16 protein-coding genes are annotated in these 16,737 nt (G+C 53.7%); 4 read left to right on the top strand and 12 right to left on the bottom strand.

From position 1 onward, the window contains the following. Positions 1-197: 197 nt before the first annotated feature. Positions 198-1,865: a glucose-6-phosphate isomerase gene (pgi, locus tag ACT3UM_RS18800; protein WP_498901356.1), complete on the top strand. Its 1,668-nt coding sequence runs from the start codon at positions 198-200 to the stop codon at positions 1,863-1,865. A 125-nt stretch (positions 1,866-1,990) separates the two neighbouring features. Here pgi and ACT3UM_RS18795 read toward each other — a convergent pair whose 3' ends face one another. The 8 genes from ACT3UM_RS18795 to ACT3UM_RS18760 all read right to left on the bottom strand — a co-directional run bounded on the left by ACT3UM_RS18795 (position 1,991) and on the right by ACT3UM_RS18760 (position 7,146). Beyond that, entirely contained in the window at positions 1,991-2,458 is a 468-nt protein-coding gene (locus tag ACT3UM_RS18795; protein ID WP_498901354.1) for an OsmC family protein, read from the bottom strand. Between the two features lie 87 nt (positions 2,459-2,545). Beyond that, positions 2,546-3,046, bottom strand: coding sequence for a DinB family protein (locus tag ACT3UM_RS18790; protein ID WP_498901352.1), 501 nt, complete (start codon positions 3,044-3,046; stop codon positions 2,546-2,548). 162 nt (positions 3,047-3,208) lie between these two features. Beyond that, positions 3,209-3,922, bottom strand: a complete 714-nt coding sequence (locus tag ACT3UM_RS18785; RefSeq protein WP_498901350.1) for a Fic family protein — start codon at positions 3,920-3,922, stop codon at positions 3,209-3,211. A gap of 235 nt (positions 3,923-4,157) precedes the next feature. Beyond that, entirely contained in the window at positions 4,158-4,628 is a 471-nt protein-coding gene (locus ACT3UM_RS18780) for a GNAT family N-acetyltransferase (protein WP_498901348.1), read from the bottom strand. 119 nt (positions 4,629-4,747) lie between these two features. Further along, on the bottom strand, positions 4,748-5,203 hold the full coding sequence (locus ACT3UM_RS18775; RefSeq protein ID WP_498901346.1) for a hypothetical protein: 456 nt from the start codon (positions 5,201-5,203) through the stop codon (positions 4,748-4,750). Between the two features lie 14 nt (positions 5,204-5,217). Beyond that, on the bottom strand, positions 5,218-5,739 hold the full coding sequence (dhiA, locus tag ACT3UM_RS18770; RefSeq protein ID WP_498901344.1) for a type II toxin-antitoxin system antitoxin DhiA: 522 nt from the start codon (positions 5,737-5,739) through the stop codon (positions 5,218-5,220). Positions 5,740-5,805: 66 nt separating this feature from the next. Next, the gene (locus ACT3UM_RS18765) at positions 5,806-6,345 is read right to left on the bottom strand and encodes a DinB family protein (protein ID WP_498901342.1); all 540 of its coding nucleotides are present in this window, start codon (positions 6,343-6,345) and stop codon (positions 5,806-5,808) included. Positions 6,346-6,414: 69 nt separating this feature from the next. Further along, positions 6,415-7,146 carry an SDR family oxidoreductase gene (locus tag ACT3UM_RS18760; RefSeq protein ID WP_498901340.1) on the bottom strand — a complete coding sequence of 244 codons (732 nt, stop codon included), beginning with the start codon at positions 7,144-7,146 and terminating at the stop codon, positions 6,415-6,417. A 169-nt stretch (positions 7,147-7,315) separates the two neighbouring features. Here ACT3UM_RS18760 and ACT3UM_RS18755 point away from each other — a divergent pair, with 169 nt between their 5' ends. The 3 genes from ACT3UM_RS18755 (at position 7,316) to ACT3UM_RS18745 (ending at position 10,566) form a co-directional block, all read left to right on the top strand. After that, positions 7,316-8,386 (top strand): PA0069 family radical SAM protein, encoded by a 1,071-nt coding sequence (locus ACT3UM_RS18755; RefSeq protein WP_498901338.1) that lies wholly within the window; start codon positions 7,316-7,318, stop codon positions 8,384-8,386. Positions 8,387-8,929: 543 nt separating this feature from the next. After that, complete coding sequence (locus tag ACT3UM_RS18750) at positions 8,930-9,838, top strand: DUF4351 domain-containing protein (protein WP_498901336.1); 909 nt, start codon at positions 8,930-8,932, stop codon at positions 9,836-9,838. 428 nt (positions 9,839-10,266) lie between these two features. Further along, positions 10,267-10,566 (top strand): winged helix-turn-helix domain-containing protein, encoded by a 300-nt coding sequence (locus ACT3UM_RS18745; RefSeq protein ID WP_498901334.1) that lies wholly within the window; start codon positions 10,267-10,269, stop codon positions 10,564-10,566. Here ACT3UM_RS18745 and ACT3UM_RS18740 read toward each other — a convergent pair. From ACT3UM_RS18740 to coxB, 4 genes are read right to left on the bottom strand one after another with little or no spacing between them, the layout of a single operon-like run. Beyond that, entirely contained in the window at positions 10,563-12,749 is a 2,187-nt protein-coding gene (locus tag ACT3UM_RS18740) for a heavy metal translocating P-type ATPase (protein ID WP_498901332.1), read from the bottom strand. The genes ACT3UM_RS18745 and ACT3UM_RS18740 overlap by 4 nt on opposite strands. Positions 12,750-12,754: 5 nt before the next feature. Continuing rightward, the gene (locus tag ACT3UM_RS18735; protein ID WP_498901330.1) at positions 12,755-13,117 is read right to left on the bottom strand and encodes a hypothetical protein; all 363 of its coding nucleotides are present in this window, start codon (positions 13,115-13,117) and stop codon (positions 12,755-12,757) included. A 4-nt stretch (positions 13,118-13,121) separates the two neighbouring features. Next, the gene (ctaD, locus tag ACT3UM_RS18730) at positions 13,122-15,662 is read right to left on the bottom strand and encodes a cytochrome c oxidase subunit I (RefSeq protein ID WP_498901328.1); all 2,541 of its coding nucleotides are present in this window, start codon (positions 15,660-15,662) and stop codon (positions 13,122-13,124) included. Further along, entirely contained in the window at positions 15,659-16,711 is a 1,053-nt protein-coding gene (gene coxB, locus ACT3UM_RS18725; protein ID WP_498901509.1) for a cytochrome c oxidase subunit II, read from the bottom strand. Before coxB ends, ctaD begins: the two co-directional genes overlap by 4 nt. Positions 16,712-16,737: the final 26 nt, after the last annotated feature.

Genomic DNA, 16,737 nt, shown 5'->3' with positions numbered 1-16,737 from the left:
ATCTTTTAGTTAAACGTGAAGGGCAGGCATAGCGCCTGCCCTCACAACTGTCCCTCAAAAAAAGTAGGTAGTTTTACGCAGTTAACCCTTTTCAGATCACAAATACCCTCTACTATTTGCCGTTTTTTATGTAGTATTTTTACATATACTTTTTCGATTCTGATCACCCAATTCATCTATAACAAACGGATCGCCCTATGTTTCAGCTCACTCGCAGTGTTACCTGGCAGGCGCTTGACCGCCTACGCGACAAAACCGCTAATGACCGCATTCGTGACTATTTCACTAATGACCCGCAGCGCTTTGAGAAAATGAGCTTACGGGTGGGCGGCCTGTTTCTTGACTACTCCAAGCACCATGTCTCCGATGAAGTGCTTAACAAGCTGATCGAACTGGCCGACCACTCCGCGCTGGTACAGCGCCGAGCACAGATGTTCTCCGGCGATATTATCAACGTGACGGAGAACCGCCCGGTACTGCACACTGCCCTGCGCCACTTAGGCGATGAGCCGGTGTATGTTGACGGCGAAGACGTGATGCCGGAGATCACCCGTACTCGCGAGCAGATCAAGCTGTTCTCCGAAGCGGTGCGCAGCGGTGAGTGGAAAGGCTACAGCGGCAAACGCATTAAAGACGTGGTCAATATCGGTATTGGCGGCTCGGATCTTGGGCCCAATATGGCCGTGCGAGCACTGCTCAAATATCGCCACCCGGAGTTGCACTTCCACTTCGTCTCCAACGTGGACGGCACCCATATTCAGAAGGTACTTTCGCGCCTCGACCCCGCCACCACGCTGTTTATCGTCTCCACCAAGACCTTCTCTACCCAGGAGACCCTGCTCAACGCCAAAACCGCCCGGCGCTGGTTCCTGGAGAATGCTGGCGAAGATGCCGACGTGGGCGCGCACTTTATTGCCGCCTCCACCAACCGCAAAGCGGCCATGGAGTTCGGTATTCGCGAAGAGAACGTGTTCGAGTTCTGGGCCTGGGTGGGCGGCCGTTACTCCATGTGGTCGTCGATCGGCCTGCCGATCGCGCTTTCGATTGGTTTTGAGGGCTTTATTGAGCTGCTGGAGGGCGCTCACGAGATGGATAACCATTTCATCAACGCGCCCTTCTCCGAGAATATGCCGGTACTGATGGCGCTGATTGGTATTTGGTACATCAACTTTATTGGCGCCGAAACCCAAGCCATCGTGCCCTACGACCAGGCGCTGAACCAACTACCCTCTTTCCTGCAGCAGCTGGATATGGAGTCTAACGGTAAATCGGTGGATATTTTCGGTCACCCGGTGAATTACAAAACCGGCCCGATTGTCTGGGGCCAGACCGGCTCCAACGGCCAGCACGCTTTCTTCCAGTTGCTGCACCAGGGCACGCGCTACGTACCTATCGACTTTATTGCTTCGCTCAAGCCCGAGCCCGGCGTTGAAGACCACCACTTCGCCCTGCTGACCAATATGCTCGCCCAGGCCAACGCCTTTATGGAAGGCAGCCAGGGGGACAGCAAAGAGCTTAGCCAACACGACCCCTACAGCTGCCCCGGCAACCGCCCTTCCAGCACCCTACTGCTGGACGAGCTCACGCCGAAAAACCTGGGCGCACTGATTGCGCTCTACGAGCACAAGGTATTCGTCCAAGGCGTAATCTGGAACATCAACTCGTTTGATCAGTGGGGCGTACAGCTCGGCAAGCGCATCGCCGGTGAAATCAGCGAGCGTATTGACACCAACGCCGCCGACTTCGACGCCTCAACGCAAGGTCTGCTGGAACTGGTGCGTGCTCACTTCCCTAATGGCGGTAGCGGTGAAAAAGAGAGCGCACCGGCCACTGCCGATAAGAAGCCATCACGAAAGAAGCGCTGAACGGATAAATTAATAACTAAAAAACAACGCCTTGGCTTTAGAAAGCCAAGGCGTTTTAGTATTTGGTATATGAATGGCGGCCAATCATTCTATGGACGACACTTATACCCGTCGACCTTGGCTTGTTACACATCAATCTCAGTGACTACTTCGGTTTTAACAGAATTGGCTATGAAGCATTGTTCGTGAGACTGATGGTGTGTTTTTTCCAGATCATCATGCGAAGGTATCCGGTCTCCTGAAAACGTTACTTTTGGCCGTAGAGTTACCTTGGTCATTGAAACTCGCCCCGATGCATCCTTTTCCATTATACCGACAGCATGATCCGTATAACTATCAACAACGTATTTTTTCTTGGCCGCGATTGCCAGGAAGAAGAGCATATGACAACTCGACAAGGCGGCGACAAATGCTTCTTCGGGATCAACGTTTGCTTCAACAGAGTATGGGAGAGGTACTACGTGGGGTGATGAAGATGCTGGAACAGTGACGCCTCCGTCAAACTCCCACACGTGGCCGCGACTATATTTATTATCAACGTAACTTTCATCTACCTTGCGGGCCCATTTAACCGACGCATAATACTCCGACATGCTATCTCCTTTCCTTTGGGTGGATAGTGCTTACGTTCAACATGAGCGACAGGGGCTGGCCTACCAGATTACCGCCCACTCTATGGGTTAGGCCTCTCTGCGTGTAGGTTCGCTGACATGCAAGAACTTGCTGTATAGGTCGCGGGGAGGGGAAACCGAAATTGATTTCAATATCTCGCCGACATTGCCACGGTGATACCCGCCGTGGGTGACGACATGTAGAAGAATTTCTTCTCGGGTCATTCGTCCTGCATCACCGTCGGTGAACCTGAATGCCAAAGCTTCTAACTGAGCTGACTCAGTAAGTTCGGCTACATAGCTCATATACCAGGCATCTGTTGCCTTCACGTCGCCGTGCAATTGGCTGAGCGATGGGGTGTCTTTCGTGTTTGTTGCATCGAACGGGCATGGCTCCCAGCTAAGATGTGAACGAAAAATTCGATCCACGACGTAGATATGGTTGAGCGTGCGAATACAGGCGTGTAACTGCTCGGCCCGATTTGACGGCAATGCTGTCAGAAGCTCGAACAACTCGGTATTGGCCCATGCCTTGTAAGCGAAGAGCGATTGCAGTGTAGAGAGGGACATAGCGCTTCCTTCTGATATTGAGGGCCTAACGAGACCGTAGAAACACCCAATTTCGAGCTTGATCTACCGCTTGCTGTTTTAACTCACTTTGCCAACCCTAGTAGTGCCAATTTTGTCTGGCCTTCACTCATTCACTTTTCAGACTAAAGCTCATAACGCTTATTAGCCGATGGGCAGATCAACCCTAAAATTTTTGATAATAGTCGGCTGTAAGCAGCTACGTAAGAAGGCGTTCATGGGTCGCATATCGTTACTGGTGTAAAAATCCATCATCAGGGTATTGAACTCTTGCTGACGCTTGGCAGGCACATTAATAATCGGGAATCCGTAGGCCAGCAAAATACCATTCATCATAAAGCGGCCAGTGCGTTTGTTAACGTCCCAGAAAAACTGAGCCCTGGCCATTTGTAGAAAAGCAGTGATAGCTTGATCATAGCTATCCTTTTCGCTCTCAACTAGCCGCTGAACTTCTCGCCATTTAGCTTCAAGCTCGTCAGGCGCGGGCGGCTCATAGCCCGAACCTGCGATCGTTACATAACCAGAACGAAACTTGCCCCACTCCAAGGCCTCTTCCTTGCCTGCAATGGCATGGATATCTAGGGCGGTTTGCTTATCAAAGCGGAACTGACCTTCATCGACTAAATGAAATATATATTCCCAAGCTTTTGCCTGGTTAATCGCCATATTTTGATCGCTAACTTTATGGCCGCCAACGGTTATACCATCCAGGATCGTCTGAACCTCCGGCAGGGTCATGGCGACCCCTTCCAGATTCACTGCGTCGTACACCAAAGCAGGCACATCTCGCACCGCCAGCTGTCTAGCCAGGCGAATATTAGGCTTCATATTCCACTGTTTATCATGTGCTGTTGCCATGTAACCATGTCTCGTGTTCTGCAAGTGGGATAAGTATATCGCTATGGAATGCAGTATATATTGTGAGTAAGCTATCTATCTCCAAGAAGAACAAATAGCCTCTGATACTACCCCTTTTTTAACACCTCTCTGCGCGCACATTTCGGCCAGTATCGACTCCGTTAAAATCGTGGCGGTGAGTCTTCTAACCAGGCAGTCCGCACGAACGCACTACCGCTTGGGATAAACCTACTGATCACTGAATGACCCAATACATAATATGTTGAGGCCCCGCGGCCCCACCCAGGTAGTACTCACCTGTCTCATGAAAGCCCGCCTTTTGGTAACAGGTGTGAGCCGCAGGGTTCTTGGCGTTCACCGTCAGGTAGATTCGGGGGTAATTCGCATAGTTTTCTTTTAGGTAGGGAAACAGCGCTTTTACCGCCAACGTTCCAAACCCTCTACCCTGCTGCTTGGCGTCAATGAGAAACGTGCGTAAGCCTATGCTGCCTGCCGTACAAAAATCATAGCTCTCAGCGTAGGCTATATCGATTTTAAAACACCCAATCACTTGGTCATTGTGTTTAATCACATGCAGGTGCGTCGCCTCGTTTTTATCAGCGAGAAACTCCTTAGCGGTGCCCACAAACTTCACCTGATCATCGTGCACTGCGATACTGCGCACCTCGGTGATTTCCGATACATTAAGTTTTTCTAGTTTGATCATTTAGCACTCGTTAATCTGTTTACACTTCGGGCGCTTGCCAGCAGTGCCGCTAAAGCAGTAGCAAGCTAAACCGTCAATAGAGCTAAGGCTGCACCACTGCAATGGAAATTTACCGTCAGCTATGAATCAACACCTGCGTACTTAATCTTCTTATATAGCTTACCCATAGAGTTAGCCCCTACTATCAACCCCACGCTGATGACGATAACAAACAGCGAACCATAGGCAATAATGCCACTCCAGGCCCACTGACTAATTGTTATGCCTAGGTGTTGAACGAATAGATAGACGCCTATCAAAAAGCTACCTGCTCGCACCAAGCCTGCCTCACTAACATTTACGCTTGGCTCTGCAGCAGAGCCACCATGGACTTTATTAGCCAACGTTCGTGCGAAAAACCAGAGTACAACGCCCGCTACCATGGGTATCAGCACCCATGCTATTAACACAGGCAGCCATTCGTTTATTGACGTATCCGAGCCCGAGCTAAACAGCATCGGTGATACTGATAGAAGAGGATTCAACGCAAGGTAAATTGCCAATACACGTATTAGTAGGATGGAGAAAGGTGTCATTTAATTTCCTGGATCTATAGCTGGGTTTCAGAACGTCCGTTGATATTTTCTTTCGCTAATTCGATGACCGCATGCCCCAGTTGAACCAAGGTGGCGAAATTAAGTGTGGTTTGTGGCTTTAAAGAACGATAAGCACTAGTACGGCTTTTGATACCTGCTTTGGCAGTGACCTGGCTATGCCCAAACGGCTCCACGTAGGAACGAATAGCCGCCTGCAAAATGTCGGGGCGCCCTTCCTGCATAGAGTCCCAAGAGGCTTGCTTAATAACGTTTTCCATTTCCTGAACGTTGAAGTTAATAACTGCGGTTCTCTGCACGCCCTTTGTCACCGTACGCAAAGTGGCCGCAGAAAGCTCGTTACCACGCCAGTTGAGCGACCCATCCGCGGTTAGCGAAAACTTTTGGAAGTCTTTAATTGCTGAAAAGGATGCCTTGCTAAAATAGTCTGATAGATCAGCAATGCCATGAAAACCATCGCTAAAAAACAGTTCAAGCTTATATGGCCCAACCAAATCCACATCAATGATTTTTAACATAGGCCACCTAGCGTTAAGCGGTGGTTGTCCAATTGATTCTGCCAGTATAGCCGCATAAGCACACCTTTAGAGTTCATCCGGAATCAGTGCCAGCAGGTCGGTGACACCAACATCCACCCCGGCTTGGGAGAATAAAGTAGATGCCTGGCCGCGGTGGTGGGTTTGGTGATTGAAGAAGTGAACGATCAGGCTTGAGTAGCGCCGTTTTGAGGCCACTCCTTTTGTGTTGTGATAACTCAGCGTGGTACTCAAATCGTCGTCTGTCAGCGCTGCTACCCAGTTAATAATCACGGTATCGAGCCATTGGCGATGCGCTTTCAATCCTTCCAAGTCATCAAAGAGAATCTGGTCAAGACGAGCTGGCGTAGGTAGTGCCTCCATTACCTCAAGCGTTCTTGCGGAAGAGGAGGCGTGTGTTGCAAACCGTTTGAGCCAAATAGTGTCGGCTACCGCGATGTGGTTCAGTGTGCCAAAAATCGAGCCAAAGAAGGCGCCACGCTCTTCTGTCAGTTCAGAGGCGCTCAGCTTACTGGCGGCATCATAGAGTTTAGCGTTCATCCACTGGTTATAAGTGGCTAACTGTTCGAAGTGTTGTTGAAGTGTCATGAGTTAAGACCTTTCCTTGTCAAAAGCAGCATCCGTTTAGAACGTTTGAAATACAGGCGAAGAACGGCGTTACCGCCCACCTGCTACATCAATAAATGACCCCGTTACATAAGAGGCTTCGTCCGAGAGCAGCCAAGCGATGGTATTAGCCACTTCGTCAGCGCTACCGCCACGCAGCATAGGAATTTGGGGAGCTAAACGATCAACCCGCCCTGGCTCTCCACCATCGACATGCATATCAGTGTAGATAAAACCGGGACGAACGGCGTTAACACGAATACCCGAGCCAGCAACTTCGCGAGACACCCCCTTTGTTAAGGTGTCCATAGCGCCTTTCGATGCAGCGTAGTCAACATATTCAAAGGGCGAGCCCGTTTGCGAGGCAAGCGATGAGACATTGACGATGGCGCTACCTGCAGGGAAGCGCCTGGCGGCTTCTCTGGAGCACAGAAAACAGCTAACCACATTGCTATTAAGCACTTGGTTGAAGCGCTCAAGGTCGATATCGACCAGCTTGGATTGAGTAAACAGTATCCCTGCATTATTAACCAAATGCGTCACCTGGCCAAAGCGCTCTTCTGCTGCATCAAACAGGCGGATAACGTCAGCTTCACTGCAAACATCCGCTTGACAGGCAAACGCTTGGCCACCGTTACGTACAATGGTATCAACCACGTTATTCGCGCGATCCCTGTTAGCAAGATAGTTGACGCACACTGCATAGCCTTTTGCGCCTAGCAATTTTGCGGTGGCCGCTCCGATACCTCGGCCTCCCCCTGTCACGATGACCACTTTCGACATAACGTTTCCTCGCTGGCTGTTTAGTCACAAACCCACCTAGCACATTAAACCCACGATAGTTTTTTGGGTAGCGACCTTTTAGCTACTGCAGGTTAATTAGTTGGCTGGCTATTGATTTCTTGCCACCCCACAACTACTGTATATAAAACCATATCAAAAGAGGTGAACCATGACATCTCTTGGAACACCAAGTTCCTATAAGGGCCGCGGGGCAACGTACGACCCGCACAACCGTTTTGCGCCTACCCGCAGCGTGGCGGAAGATGACGGCTGGTGGCGGGAAGAGGCCTCTACGACTATCGCCACCGAAGTACGTGAGGAAGTAAGCAAAAGCGCGCTCTCCTGGAACAAATCGCCGGATTTACCCTTTGATCGCTCGCTGAACCCGTACCGCGGCTGTGAGCACGGCTGCGTTTACTGCTACGCCCGTCCCTCCCACGCCTATTGGGACTTATCACCAGGGCTGGATTTTGAAACCAAATTGATTGCCCGCAGCGGTTTAGTGGAGCGGTTAACTGAAGAGCTTTGTCATCCCAACTATGTGTGCCGCCCGATCAACCTTTCCGGCAACACCGACTGCTACCAACCAATTGAAGCCAAACATCAAACCACCCGGCGTTTGTTGGAACTGCTGCTGGAGTGTCGCCATCCGGTTACGCTGGTGACCAAAAGCACCTTAGTGCTGCGCGATTTAGAGCTTCTGGCGGAAATGGCCGAGCACCGGCTGGTGCGCGTGTTTGTCAGTTTGACCAGCCTGGATGCCGACTTGAAACGCACATTAGAACCTCGGGCGGCATCCCCTCAGGCGCGCTTGCGGGCGATTCGTGAACTGAATACCGCGGGCATTCCCGTGGGTGCTCTGATTTCGCCGGTTATTCCGGGGCTAACCGATCATGAAATCGAAAAACTCTTGGAAGCCGCTAGCCGTGCAGGGGCGCGAACTGCCTCCTGGATGCTGCTACGCTTACCCCATGAAGTGGCACCGCTATTTGAAGCGTGGTTAGAAGCCCACTACCCGGAGCGCGCTGCGAAAGTAATGAGCCTAATGCGCCAGTGCCGTGGCGGTAAGGCATACGACGCCAAGTTTGGTAAGCGCTTTCGCGGGGAAGGGGTATTTGCCGATTTAATAGCGCAACGCTTTGCCCGCGCCAGCCGCCAGTGGAACATGCAGGCTCGCACCGAGCAGGGCTTGAACACCCGGGATTTTCGCCCGCCGCGGGCACAGGGGGAGTTGTTTTAATTGACGGCACTCCGACTAAACACAAGGGCCTGTTGGCGTTTCTTCGTGAACCGAGTTGCCCCACCCGTAGGGCTGGCTGGGCCCGTTTTTTGCCGCGGTGGCGTTAGTCGTCGTTGATTTGGAACCACCCAACGTCTCTCCTCCTGCCTTGCCGCAAATAAAAATGGGCATGACCGTGGGTGAAACGTCAACTGGCCCTTTCTCTACTATGTCATCAATATAGCTGCCGTTGACTTAAAAGCACGAGGATGGCTTGGTGAAAATGCCATCGCAGTCCTGATGGAATCACTCACCTGCCGCTGGGCGCGTGCATCACCGCGTGGCCGATAATAGATAATAGTGGGGTAATGCAGGTCTCGGGAACAGTACGCCACAATGCAGCGGCTGGCACCGACGCAATGACGCCCTTTCTTGCGGGTAGCGGTGTCATCAAACACCCTGTCACGAGGTGTATCTGTCTGCCGATGGGGTAAGACGATCACGCCTGCAGGATCGCAAATATATCAACGCCAATCGATGACACAGCTGAATTAGGAAACTGCTATGAGTCAGCGAAAAAGCCATGACCAGAATTTTAAAAACCTGATTCTGGATTATCCCCATGACGCCTTGGAATTCTTTGCCGCAGAAGAGGCCGAGGGGCTTTCCCCCAGCGTCACGATCACACCGATACGCCAAGAACAGTTAAAAGAGCGCTTGGGTGATCGGTTTCATGAACTAGACGTTCCCTTGCTGGTAGAATGGCCCGATGGTCAACGTGAGGCGCTATTGTTTACGCTGGAAGAAGAAACCGATCCTAGCCGCTTCTCCATCCACCGGTTGGCGCATTACACCCTCCACCTTAGCGAGCTATTCGCCACCCACCGGGTAGTGCCCGTGGTTATTTTTCTCCATGCCAATGAGCGTATCGAACACAGCTTGCACATCCAGAGCGAACGGCATCGCTACTTGACGTTCAACTACCTGCATACTCGACTGAGCAGCTTACCCGCCGCACAATTTCTCAACAGTCAGAACATTGTTGCCCGGCTCAATCTGCCCAATATGCAGTGGGCGAAAAAGGACAAAGTTGAGGTCTATGCGAGCGCCATTAAAGGGCTGCTATCATTAGAGCCTAATGTCGAAAAACAGCTAAAATATATTGACTTCGTTGATATTTACAGCGGGCTCAACGCAGAAGAGCGGCTAACTTACCAACGCCGTTACCCCCAAGAGGAGAGTCAAATGGTCGGTTTATCAGAAAGGCTACGCAATGAAGGCATGCAGCAGGGCATGCAACAAGGCCGTCAGCAAGAGGCTCAGGCCCTGTTGCGTAAGCAGATCAACCTGAAATTCGGTGCACTGCCCACCTGGGCAGACGAGCGTATAAGCGCCGCGACCATTGAAGAACTGGAAACTTGGATGGAAGACATTCTCAGTGCCAGCACGTTAGAAGCGCTTATCGCCCGTTGATAATGGTAAAGGTAATGGCCAGCGGGGTTGTGCCGTGCCGCTCGCGAGCGCTAAACGTTGTCTCTGGCTCTGCATCAACGCGGGTGTAAAAGCCCAATGATGCAGGGCCTTGACGGCCCAAACATCGCTAGGATCAATGCTGGCCGCCTCGGCTCAACGCTCTTGCCAGGCAAAGGCCATCATCAAGCCATAACCATAATAGCCATAGTCCTTGACGCTGGAAACACGGTCTGCATGCCCCAGACGAGGTGCCCGTTTCTCAACCTATCCGTTTCTCAACCTATCACGCAACGCGCTCATGGCGTTTGTGTCCCAGCATAAACACACATTTGTCAGCAAGACGATCACTCCTGCATCTTAGTAACGTCAATTTATGGCACAGTAGGGATTAGGAAGAACATTGTTAATGTCTGCTCTAAGGAAACCGAATGCCCGCTCTTAGCAAAACCAAATCAAGTTTTTACCGACGCTTATATGTCGCCCATTTGATTGGACAAGGCACAGCGAGTGTACCTGCATTAATTGAGGCCACCGGTATGCCCCGGCGCACCGCACAGGATACAATTACTTCTCTCGCCGAGTTGGATATCGAGTGCGTATTTAGCAAAGATGATGGAGAGCGCCACAACATCGGCCGCTACCAGATACGTAATTGGGGCGCGATTGATCCACGCTGGGTGGCTAAAAATGCAGAGCGGCTTAAACAGGCACTTGGCTATTCCATTTAGCCATCTTCATCCGGTTCAGCCCAGGCTAATCGGGCAGCGTTGAGGGTAACCGTCAGTGAGCTGGCCGCCATGGCGAGTACCGCCACTAGCGGGGGTATTGCCATCAGCACCACCAACCCCAGTGCCAAGGTGTTGTAGAGCGCCGAAAAGAACAGGTTCTGAACCATGATGCGCCGCGTACGTTTAGCAATGCTAAGCAGTTTGACGACACCACCTATCCCCGGCGTCATTAGCTGTGCGGCAGCCCCTTCTCGGGCAGCTTCGCTGGCACTCAGTGACGCGATACCCACATCTGCTGCGGCCAGGCTCAAGGTATCGTTTAAGCCATCCCCCACGTAGAGCGTTGGCGATGGTAGCCCCTGCAATAAACGCGCTTTCGCTTCCGGCGAGCGCTGTGCATAGCAAGCTTCACGGGCAAGTCCCACACGCTCGCCTAACCAACTCACCGCGCCCTGCCGGTCACCACTAATCATCGCCACCACATACCCTGACGCTAACAGATGTTTCACGCTAGGCTCGGCGTCGCCCACCGGTTGATCAGTGAGATAGAGCGTGGCTAGCCAACCCGCCTTATCGGCTATCACCACTTGGGAAGCAAAGGCCAGCGTTGCGTCCTCCGCTTGGGCAGGCAGCACGATGCGCTGGCGAGCCAACCAATTGGCACTGCCTACCGTCAGCCATTCGCCGCTACTTAACTGCACGCGGCGCCCCTCCCCAGGCGATTCGTTGACCTCTATGCACTGTTCAGATCGCTGATCGCCTGGGTTACTCGCCCAGCGAGCTAGCGCCTGTGCTAAGGGGTGCTCGCTGCCCGCAACGGCGGCGCTGAGCTTGCGTTGTAACACCTGTTCATCAACACCCTCACGCGCTTGCCAGTGAAGCACTGCGTGGCTACCGGTGGTCAGAGTGCCGGTTTTATCCAGTGCAACCGAGCGAATACGTGCCAGGGTTTCAAGTGCGGCGGGGTCGCGCAGTGCAATCCCTTGCTGCATAGCCTGACCGCTCCCTGCCAGGCTTGCCAGCGGTACTGCAAGCCCGACGGCGCAGGGGCATGCCACGACTAATACGGAAAGCGCGCGCACTAAGGCATCCTCCCACCCCAACCCGAATAACAGTGCAGCGGGCAGTGTCAGTAACGCGAACCCTAGTGCGAGCGGGCTTAGCCAGGCGGCAAAACGGTCAGCGAGCTTCTGCAGTTCACCTTTTTTGGCCTGATAGCGCCGCATTTCATCACACAGCCGATCCAGTCGCCGCTGACCTACCCCAGCGCTGACCTGCATGAAGATAGGCGTGGCACCCAAATAACGGCAGCCCGCGTATATCTTCTGCCCCGCTTGAAAATGTCGCGGCAAGCTTTCCCCAGTCAGTGAGGCGGTGTCGATCCAACCGGGCTCTTCAAGGGTGCCGTCGAGAGCCACCATCGCACCGGGCGCTAGCTCAACGCGAATTCCCGTTTTCACGTCATCTACGGGAAGCGATATCCAGGCTTCCTCTTGCCAAGCCGTGACCTTTACGTCCGGCAGCGTCAGGGCATCCAATGCTTTTAACCCCCGATGGCGGCACAGCGTTTCCACCAACCGCCCAACGAGTAAAAGCACGATCAGCGTCACCGCCGTATCGAAGTAGACCTCTGCTGAACCGCGCCATAGTAGCCATAACGACACCATCACCGCGCCAATAACACCAAGGCTTACCAGTACATCCATACCAGGGCGCTTGGCGAGCAGCGTGCGCCATCCAGCCCGGTAAAATGGCACGCCAGCGAACAGCACAACGGGCAGTGAGAAAGCCCCTGAAACCCAAGCGACTACCTGCTCAACCTGCTCGCTTGGCAGCGCACCGGCGTAGATCAGTAGAGAAGCCAGCATCGTCCACATGCCGAACAACGAGCCGACCATTAGTCTAAGCGTTAAGTAGCGGCTCTCCTCTTCTAAACGCGCATGGGCGTCCGCCACCGGCTCAAGCTCCGTCAGTCGGTAGCCCAGACGCTTAACCTTTGCAGCGAGATTCGAGAGCTGGGTATCGGCAGGCGTGCCGCTGATGCAAAGCGTTGCGCTTGGGTAGTGCACGCTAACCTCACGCACGCCTTCAAGCCGCTTAAGCGAACCCTCCACGGCTAGGGCGCAACTGGTGCACCACATACCGTGGAGGGTATACAGCTTTTCCGCGTTGGCGTCAGTCATGCCACTCACAGACAAGGCGGAATGCCCATAATCGGCATTGCCGCAAACACAACGCCTAAGGTAGAGAAAAGATACAGCCCGGCGGACACCGAAGCATTAAAACGCAGCCGCCCGACCTGGCGCTTGGCCATCCGGCAGCAGCCCATCGTTAATGCCGTCAGTAACGCAACCGCTGCGACACTGACGGCAAGCAGCATAGCGCTCACCAGAGTGAATACGCCCTGCTCGGGGGCAGGCGGTGCGACTGCGCAGGCAACCGCATGCCCACCATAAACCACTATAAACCAGATACACCACAGCGTTAGGCCAATGACGAAATGTAGTGGATGGGTAAGGTGTAGGCGCTGCATTGTAGGCGGTTTCCACATCAGATTAGCTCCCTATTACGCGAGGCAACACGGCAAGCGCGCCCACGAGTATCCAGAAGGTCACTAGGTTATAGCGCCACCATTGGGCAACCACAGCGGGTTCGAAAGGCGCATGAGCACCCACATAGCCATAGCCCACCCGCAGGCCTTGAAGCAGGGCAAGCACGGCGCCTAAACCGCCATGTAGCAGCGCATAGGCTAAGCCAACCATGATGATTGCATCATGGGAGGTCTCGGTCACTGCCAAGTCTGCACTTAACAGCACCCACAGCGTCATTGCTACCTGCACAAATCCAAGGGCACTGATGCCATACATGCCCACTGCCAGCCCCGCATCCCTACCCTGTCGCAAACCGCTAACAAGTTTTTCGAGAATTCCTGCGCCAGCGGTTAGCGCTGCCCCGGCAAGAATCAACCCAAGCAAAGAGAGCGGTGAAGACTCAGGCATCCGCCACTCCGGCGACACCGTCCACAGGTAAAACCAACCAAACAGATACGAGAGAAAGAACGAGCCATTGGCGATTAGCGTGATCGACATGGCCCATAGGCCGGGGCCATCCATGGTACGCGAGTGCAGTGGTGGATCGCCGGGAGCAACTTCTGCATCCGGGGCGGCTTTTGGATGCGCCCCGTTCTCCCACGACCAGCGCAGCAAAAATAGCCCAGCGATAACCACCGCAATGCCCGCCAAGGGATAAAGACGCGTTAGCAAGCTAATACATACAACAGCCAGCGCCATGGCAGCAAACAGCGGCCACCAGGAATTACCCGGAAGGTGAATGATTTCCCGCACTTTGCCCGTTAACGGGTCGGTGCCCCACATCTCCCGCCGACCATGGGTAGCCACCGCCAAGCGATGCTGCCCTTCTGCCATGGTGCGTGGCAGGTCGGGATTATCCCAGAGCGGATGACGCGTCTCGACGCTGGGTAGGCTGACAAAGTTATAGGCGCTGGGCGGCATGCTGTTAGCCCACTCAAGAGTGTCAGCATTCCAGGGGTTATGCTTAGCGGGTTTGCCAAAACGGAAATGCAGCGCAAAATCGAGCAACACCATGGCAATCCCCGCCGACATAATAAAGCTACTCATGGACGAGAGCAGATTGAAAATATCCCAACCCATGCCTGTTTCATAGGAGTAAACCCGCCGCGGCATACCCAGCAGGCCCGTCCAGTGCATGATTAAGAAAGTGCCGTTAAAGCCTAAAAAGGTAAGCCAAAAGCCCCATTTGCCTAATGTTTTAGACGGCATTCTTCCTGAAAACAGCGGCAGCCAGTAGTAAAGCCCGGCAATTAGCGGGAAGAACATACCGCCCACCAGCACATAGTGCATATGCGCTACGACAAAGTGGGTGTCGTGCACCTGCCAGTTAAACGGCACCAGCGCCAGCATCACCCCGGTTAAGCCGCCACACACAAAGATAATCAGGAACCCCATGATCCACAGCATCGGCAGTTTCATCTTGGGCTTACCCAGCCATAGCGTGGCCAGCCACACAAACACCTGAATCGCCGTGGGCACCGCCACCAACATACTGGCGGCGGAGAAGAACGCCTGGGCCAATTGAGGGATGCCCACGGTAAACATGTGGTGAACCCAAAGCCCAAAACTGATAAAGCCTGTCACTGCAATGGCAAACACCACCCAGCCATAGCCAACAATCGGACGGCCAGCAAACACCGGTATCAGCGTGGAGACTATGCCCGCTGCAGGCAGAAAGATGATGTACACCTCGGGATGACCAAACAACCAGAATAGGTGCTGCCAAAGAATCGGGTCGCCGCCGCCGGCCACTTCAAAAAACGGCATCCCCACCGCGCGCTCAAGCTCCAGCAGAATACTGCCCAGAATCAGCGGCGGGAAGCCAACCACGATCATCAGCGCCATGGCGAGGATATACCAGGCAAACAGCGGCATTTTGTGCAACGCCATGCCCTGGGTGCGGGTACGCAGTATTGAAACCACCAGTTCAACCCCAGCAGAGAGCGCAGAGATCTCAACAAAAGTAATACCCAGTAGCCAAAAATCCGAGCCCAATCCTGGGGAGTACTCGCTGCTGCTGAGCGGGGTATACATAAACCAGCCGCTATTCGGCGCCATCTCCAGCACCAAACTAAACGACAAAATAATGCCGCCAAACAGGTAGCACCAGTAGCCCAGCGATGTAAGCCGGGGGCAGACCAAATCCCGGGCACCGATCATCTTGGGAATCATATAAATCGCCAACCCTTCCAGCATGGGGATGGCGAACAGAAACATCATCACCGTGCCATGCATGGTGGTGACCTGGTTATAGATATCCGGCGACATAAAGTCTTGATCGGGGAGCGCCAACTGGGTGCGCACCAGCATGGCCAACAGGCCACCGATCAAGAAGAACACCATTCCAGTGACCATAAACCGTAGGCCGAGCGTGGTGTGGTTAACAATGGTGAGGGCTTTCAAGCCACGCGGGTTACCCCAGATCTCGTGCAAGTCGCTGTGCAGTTGATGGGGGCCTTTGATGTTATCGCCTTCGGGGGTCGCTTCACGGTTGATAGTGGTCATGGGGTGAGCGTCTCCAGCCAAGCACCCAGGCTCTCCAAGGTGGCCGTCTCAATATCATCGTGGGGCGGCATTTTGTTGCCCGGCTTTAAATCTTGATGGTGCTGTAGCCAGCGGGTTACCGCCCCCTCTTCCATGGCCATAATGCCCGCCCCAAGGCTGGTGCGGTTGCCAAGATCGGAGAGATCCGGCCCCTCAACACCCGAGGAGAGTCCCGCTACCCGATGGCAGCTCGCGCAATGGGTCATAAAGGTCTCCCTGGCCGGTTCATGCTGTTGATCGTTTTCCGCTAGCGACGACAATGCGTCCGTTTGACGGTCAGCCAGCCAGGCCTCGTACTCGTCGCGCTCGACAGCTTCTACATAGAGCTGCATTTGGGCATGCTGGGCACCGCAAAACTCGGCGCACTGGGCGCCAAATACCGCCGGTTCATCCGCTTCCAGACGAATTTTATTCACCCGCCCGGGAATCATATCGATCTTTCCACCCAGGCGGGGCACCCAGAAGGCGTGAATCACATCGGCACCGGTGACGTGAAAATCGACCGGTTCTCCCGCCGGCATAATAAGTTGATTAGCGGTCACCACCTCGCCCCCTTCCGCCCCTGGGTAGCGGACTTCCCACCACCATTGATGGCCGATAACTTCGATGACTTCCGGTGGTTCTCCCAACGGTAGCGGCAATAAACGCTGCCCAGTGGGCACCCCGAAGGCCAGTAGCGCGGTAATGCTGGCCACCGGCAGCACAATGCCGCCGCCAATAATCCAGCGGCGAGCTATTGTCCGCTCCTCGGCAGGCGTTCGCGTTACTTCTTTGTGCTTGAAGGTATACAGCCAAAAAGCGGTGACCAGCACCAAAACCACGCTGCCAAACCCCAGCATTACCCACCAGATCATCACCACATCGCGCGCGGCCTGACCGGCCGGGTCTAGAATAGACTTATCCCCCGCGCAGCCGGTTAGCAACAGCCCCGCAAACAGCGCTAGCGTTACGCCAAGTGAGTTGACCCGCTGCGGGGTTAAGCGTTGAATAGTGTGTCTTACACTTTGAATTGCTGTTTCGGCCCACAGGAAGTGAC

Source organism: Halomonas sp. AOP13-D3-9, assembly GCF_052379125.1.
Taxonomy (GTDB): Bacteria; Pseudomonadota; Gammaproteobacteria; order Pseudomonadales; family Halomonadaceae; genus Vreelandella.
This window is presented reverse-complemented; position numbering and strand designations above follow the sequence as displayed.

Bases quoted from the DNA above. Each gene is read 5' to 3' on its own strand.
- ctaD (WP_498901328.1), bottom strand. From the start codon at position 15,662: ATGACCACTATCAACCGTGAAGCGACCCCCGAAGGCGATAACATCAAA.
- pgi (WP_498901356.1), top strand. From the start codon at position 198: ATGTTTCAGCTCACTCGCAGTGTTACCTGGCAGGCGCTTGACCGCCTA.
- ACT3UM_RS18780 (WP_498901348.1), bottom strand. From the start codon at position 4,628: ATGATCAAACTAGAAAAACTTAATGTATCGGAAATCACCGAGGTGCGC.
- ACT3UM_RS18790 (WP_498901352.1), bottom strand. From the start codon at position 3,046: ATGTCCCTCTCTACACTGCAATCGCTCTTCGCTTACAAGGCATGGGCC.
- ACT3UM_RS18760 (WP_498901340.1), bottom strand. From the start codon at position 7,146: ATGTCGAAAGTGGTCATCGTGACAGGGGGAGGCCGAGGTATCGGAGCG.
- ACT3UM_RS18745 (WP_498901334.1), top strand. From the start codon at position 10,267: ATGCCCGCTCTTAGCAAAACCAAATCAAGTTTTTACCGACGCTTATAT.
- ACT3UM_RS18775 (WP_498901346.1), bottom strand. From the start codon at position 5,203: ATGACACCTTTCTCCATCCTACTAATACGTGTATTGGCAATTTACCTT.
- ACT3UM_RS18750 (WP_498901336.1), top strand. From the start codon at position 8,930: ATGAGTCAGCGAAAAAGCCATGACCAGAATTTTAAAAACCTGATTCTG.
- ACT3UM_RS18755 (WP_498901338.1), top strand. From the start codon at position 7,316: ATGACATCTCTTGGAACACCAAGTTCCTATAAGGGCCGCGGGGCAACG.
- ACT3UM_RS18795 (WP_498901354.1), bottom strand. From the start codon at position 2,458: ATGTCGGAGTATTATGCGTCGGTTAAATGGGCCCGCAAGGTAGATGAA.
- ACT3UM_RS18740 (WP_498901332.1), bottom strand. From the start codon at position 12,749: ATGACTGACGCCAACGCGGAAAAGCTGTATACCCTCCACGGTATGTGG.
- ACT3UM_RS18765 (WP_498901342.1), bottom strand. From the start codon at position 6,345: ATGACACTTCAACAACACTTCGAACAGTTAGCCACTTATAACCAGTGG.
- dhiA (WP_498901344.1), bottom strand. From the start codon at position 5,739: ATGTTAAAAATCATTGATGTGGATTTGGTTGGGCCATATAAGCTTGAA.
- ACT3UM_RS18785 (WP_498901350.1), bottom strand. From the start codon at position 3,922: ATGGCAACAGCACATGATAAACAGTGGAATATGAAGCCTAATATTCGC.
- ACT3UM_RS18735 (WP_498901330.1), bottom strand. From the start codon at position 13,117: ATGTGGAAACCGCCTACAATGCAGCGCCTACACCTTACCCATCCACTA.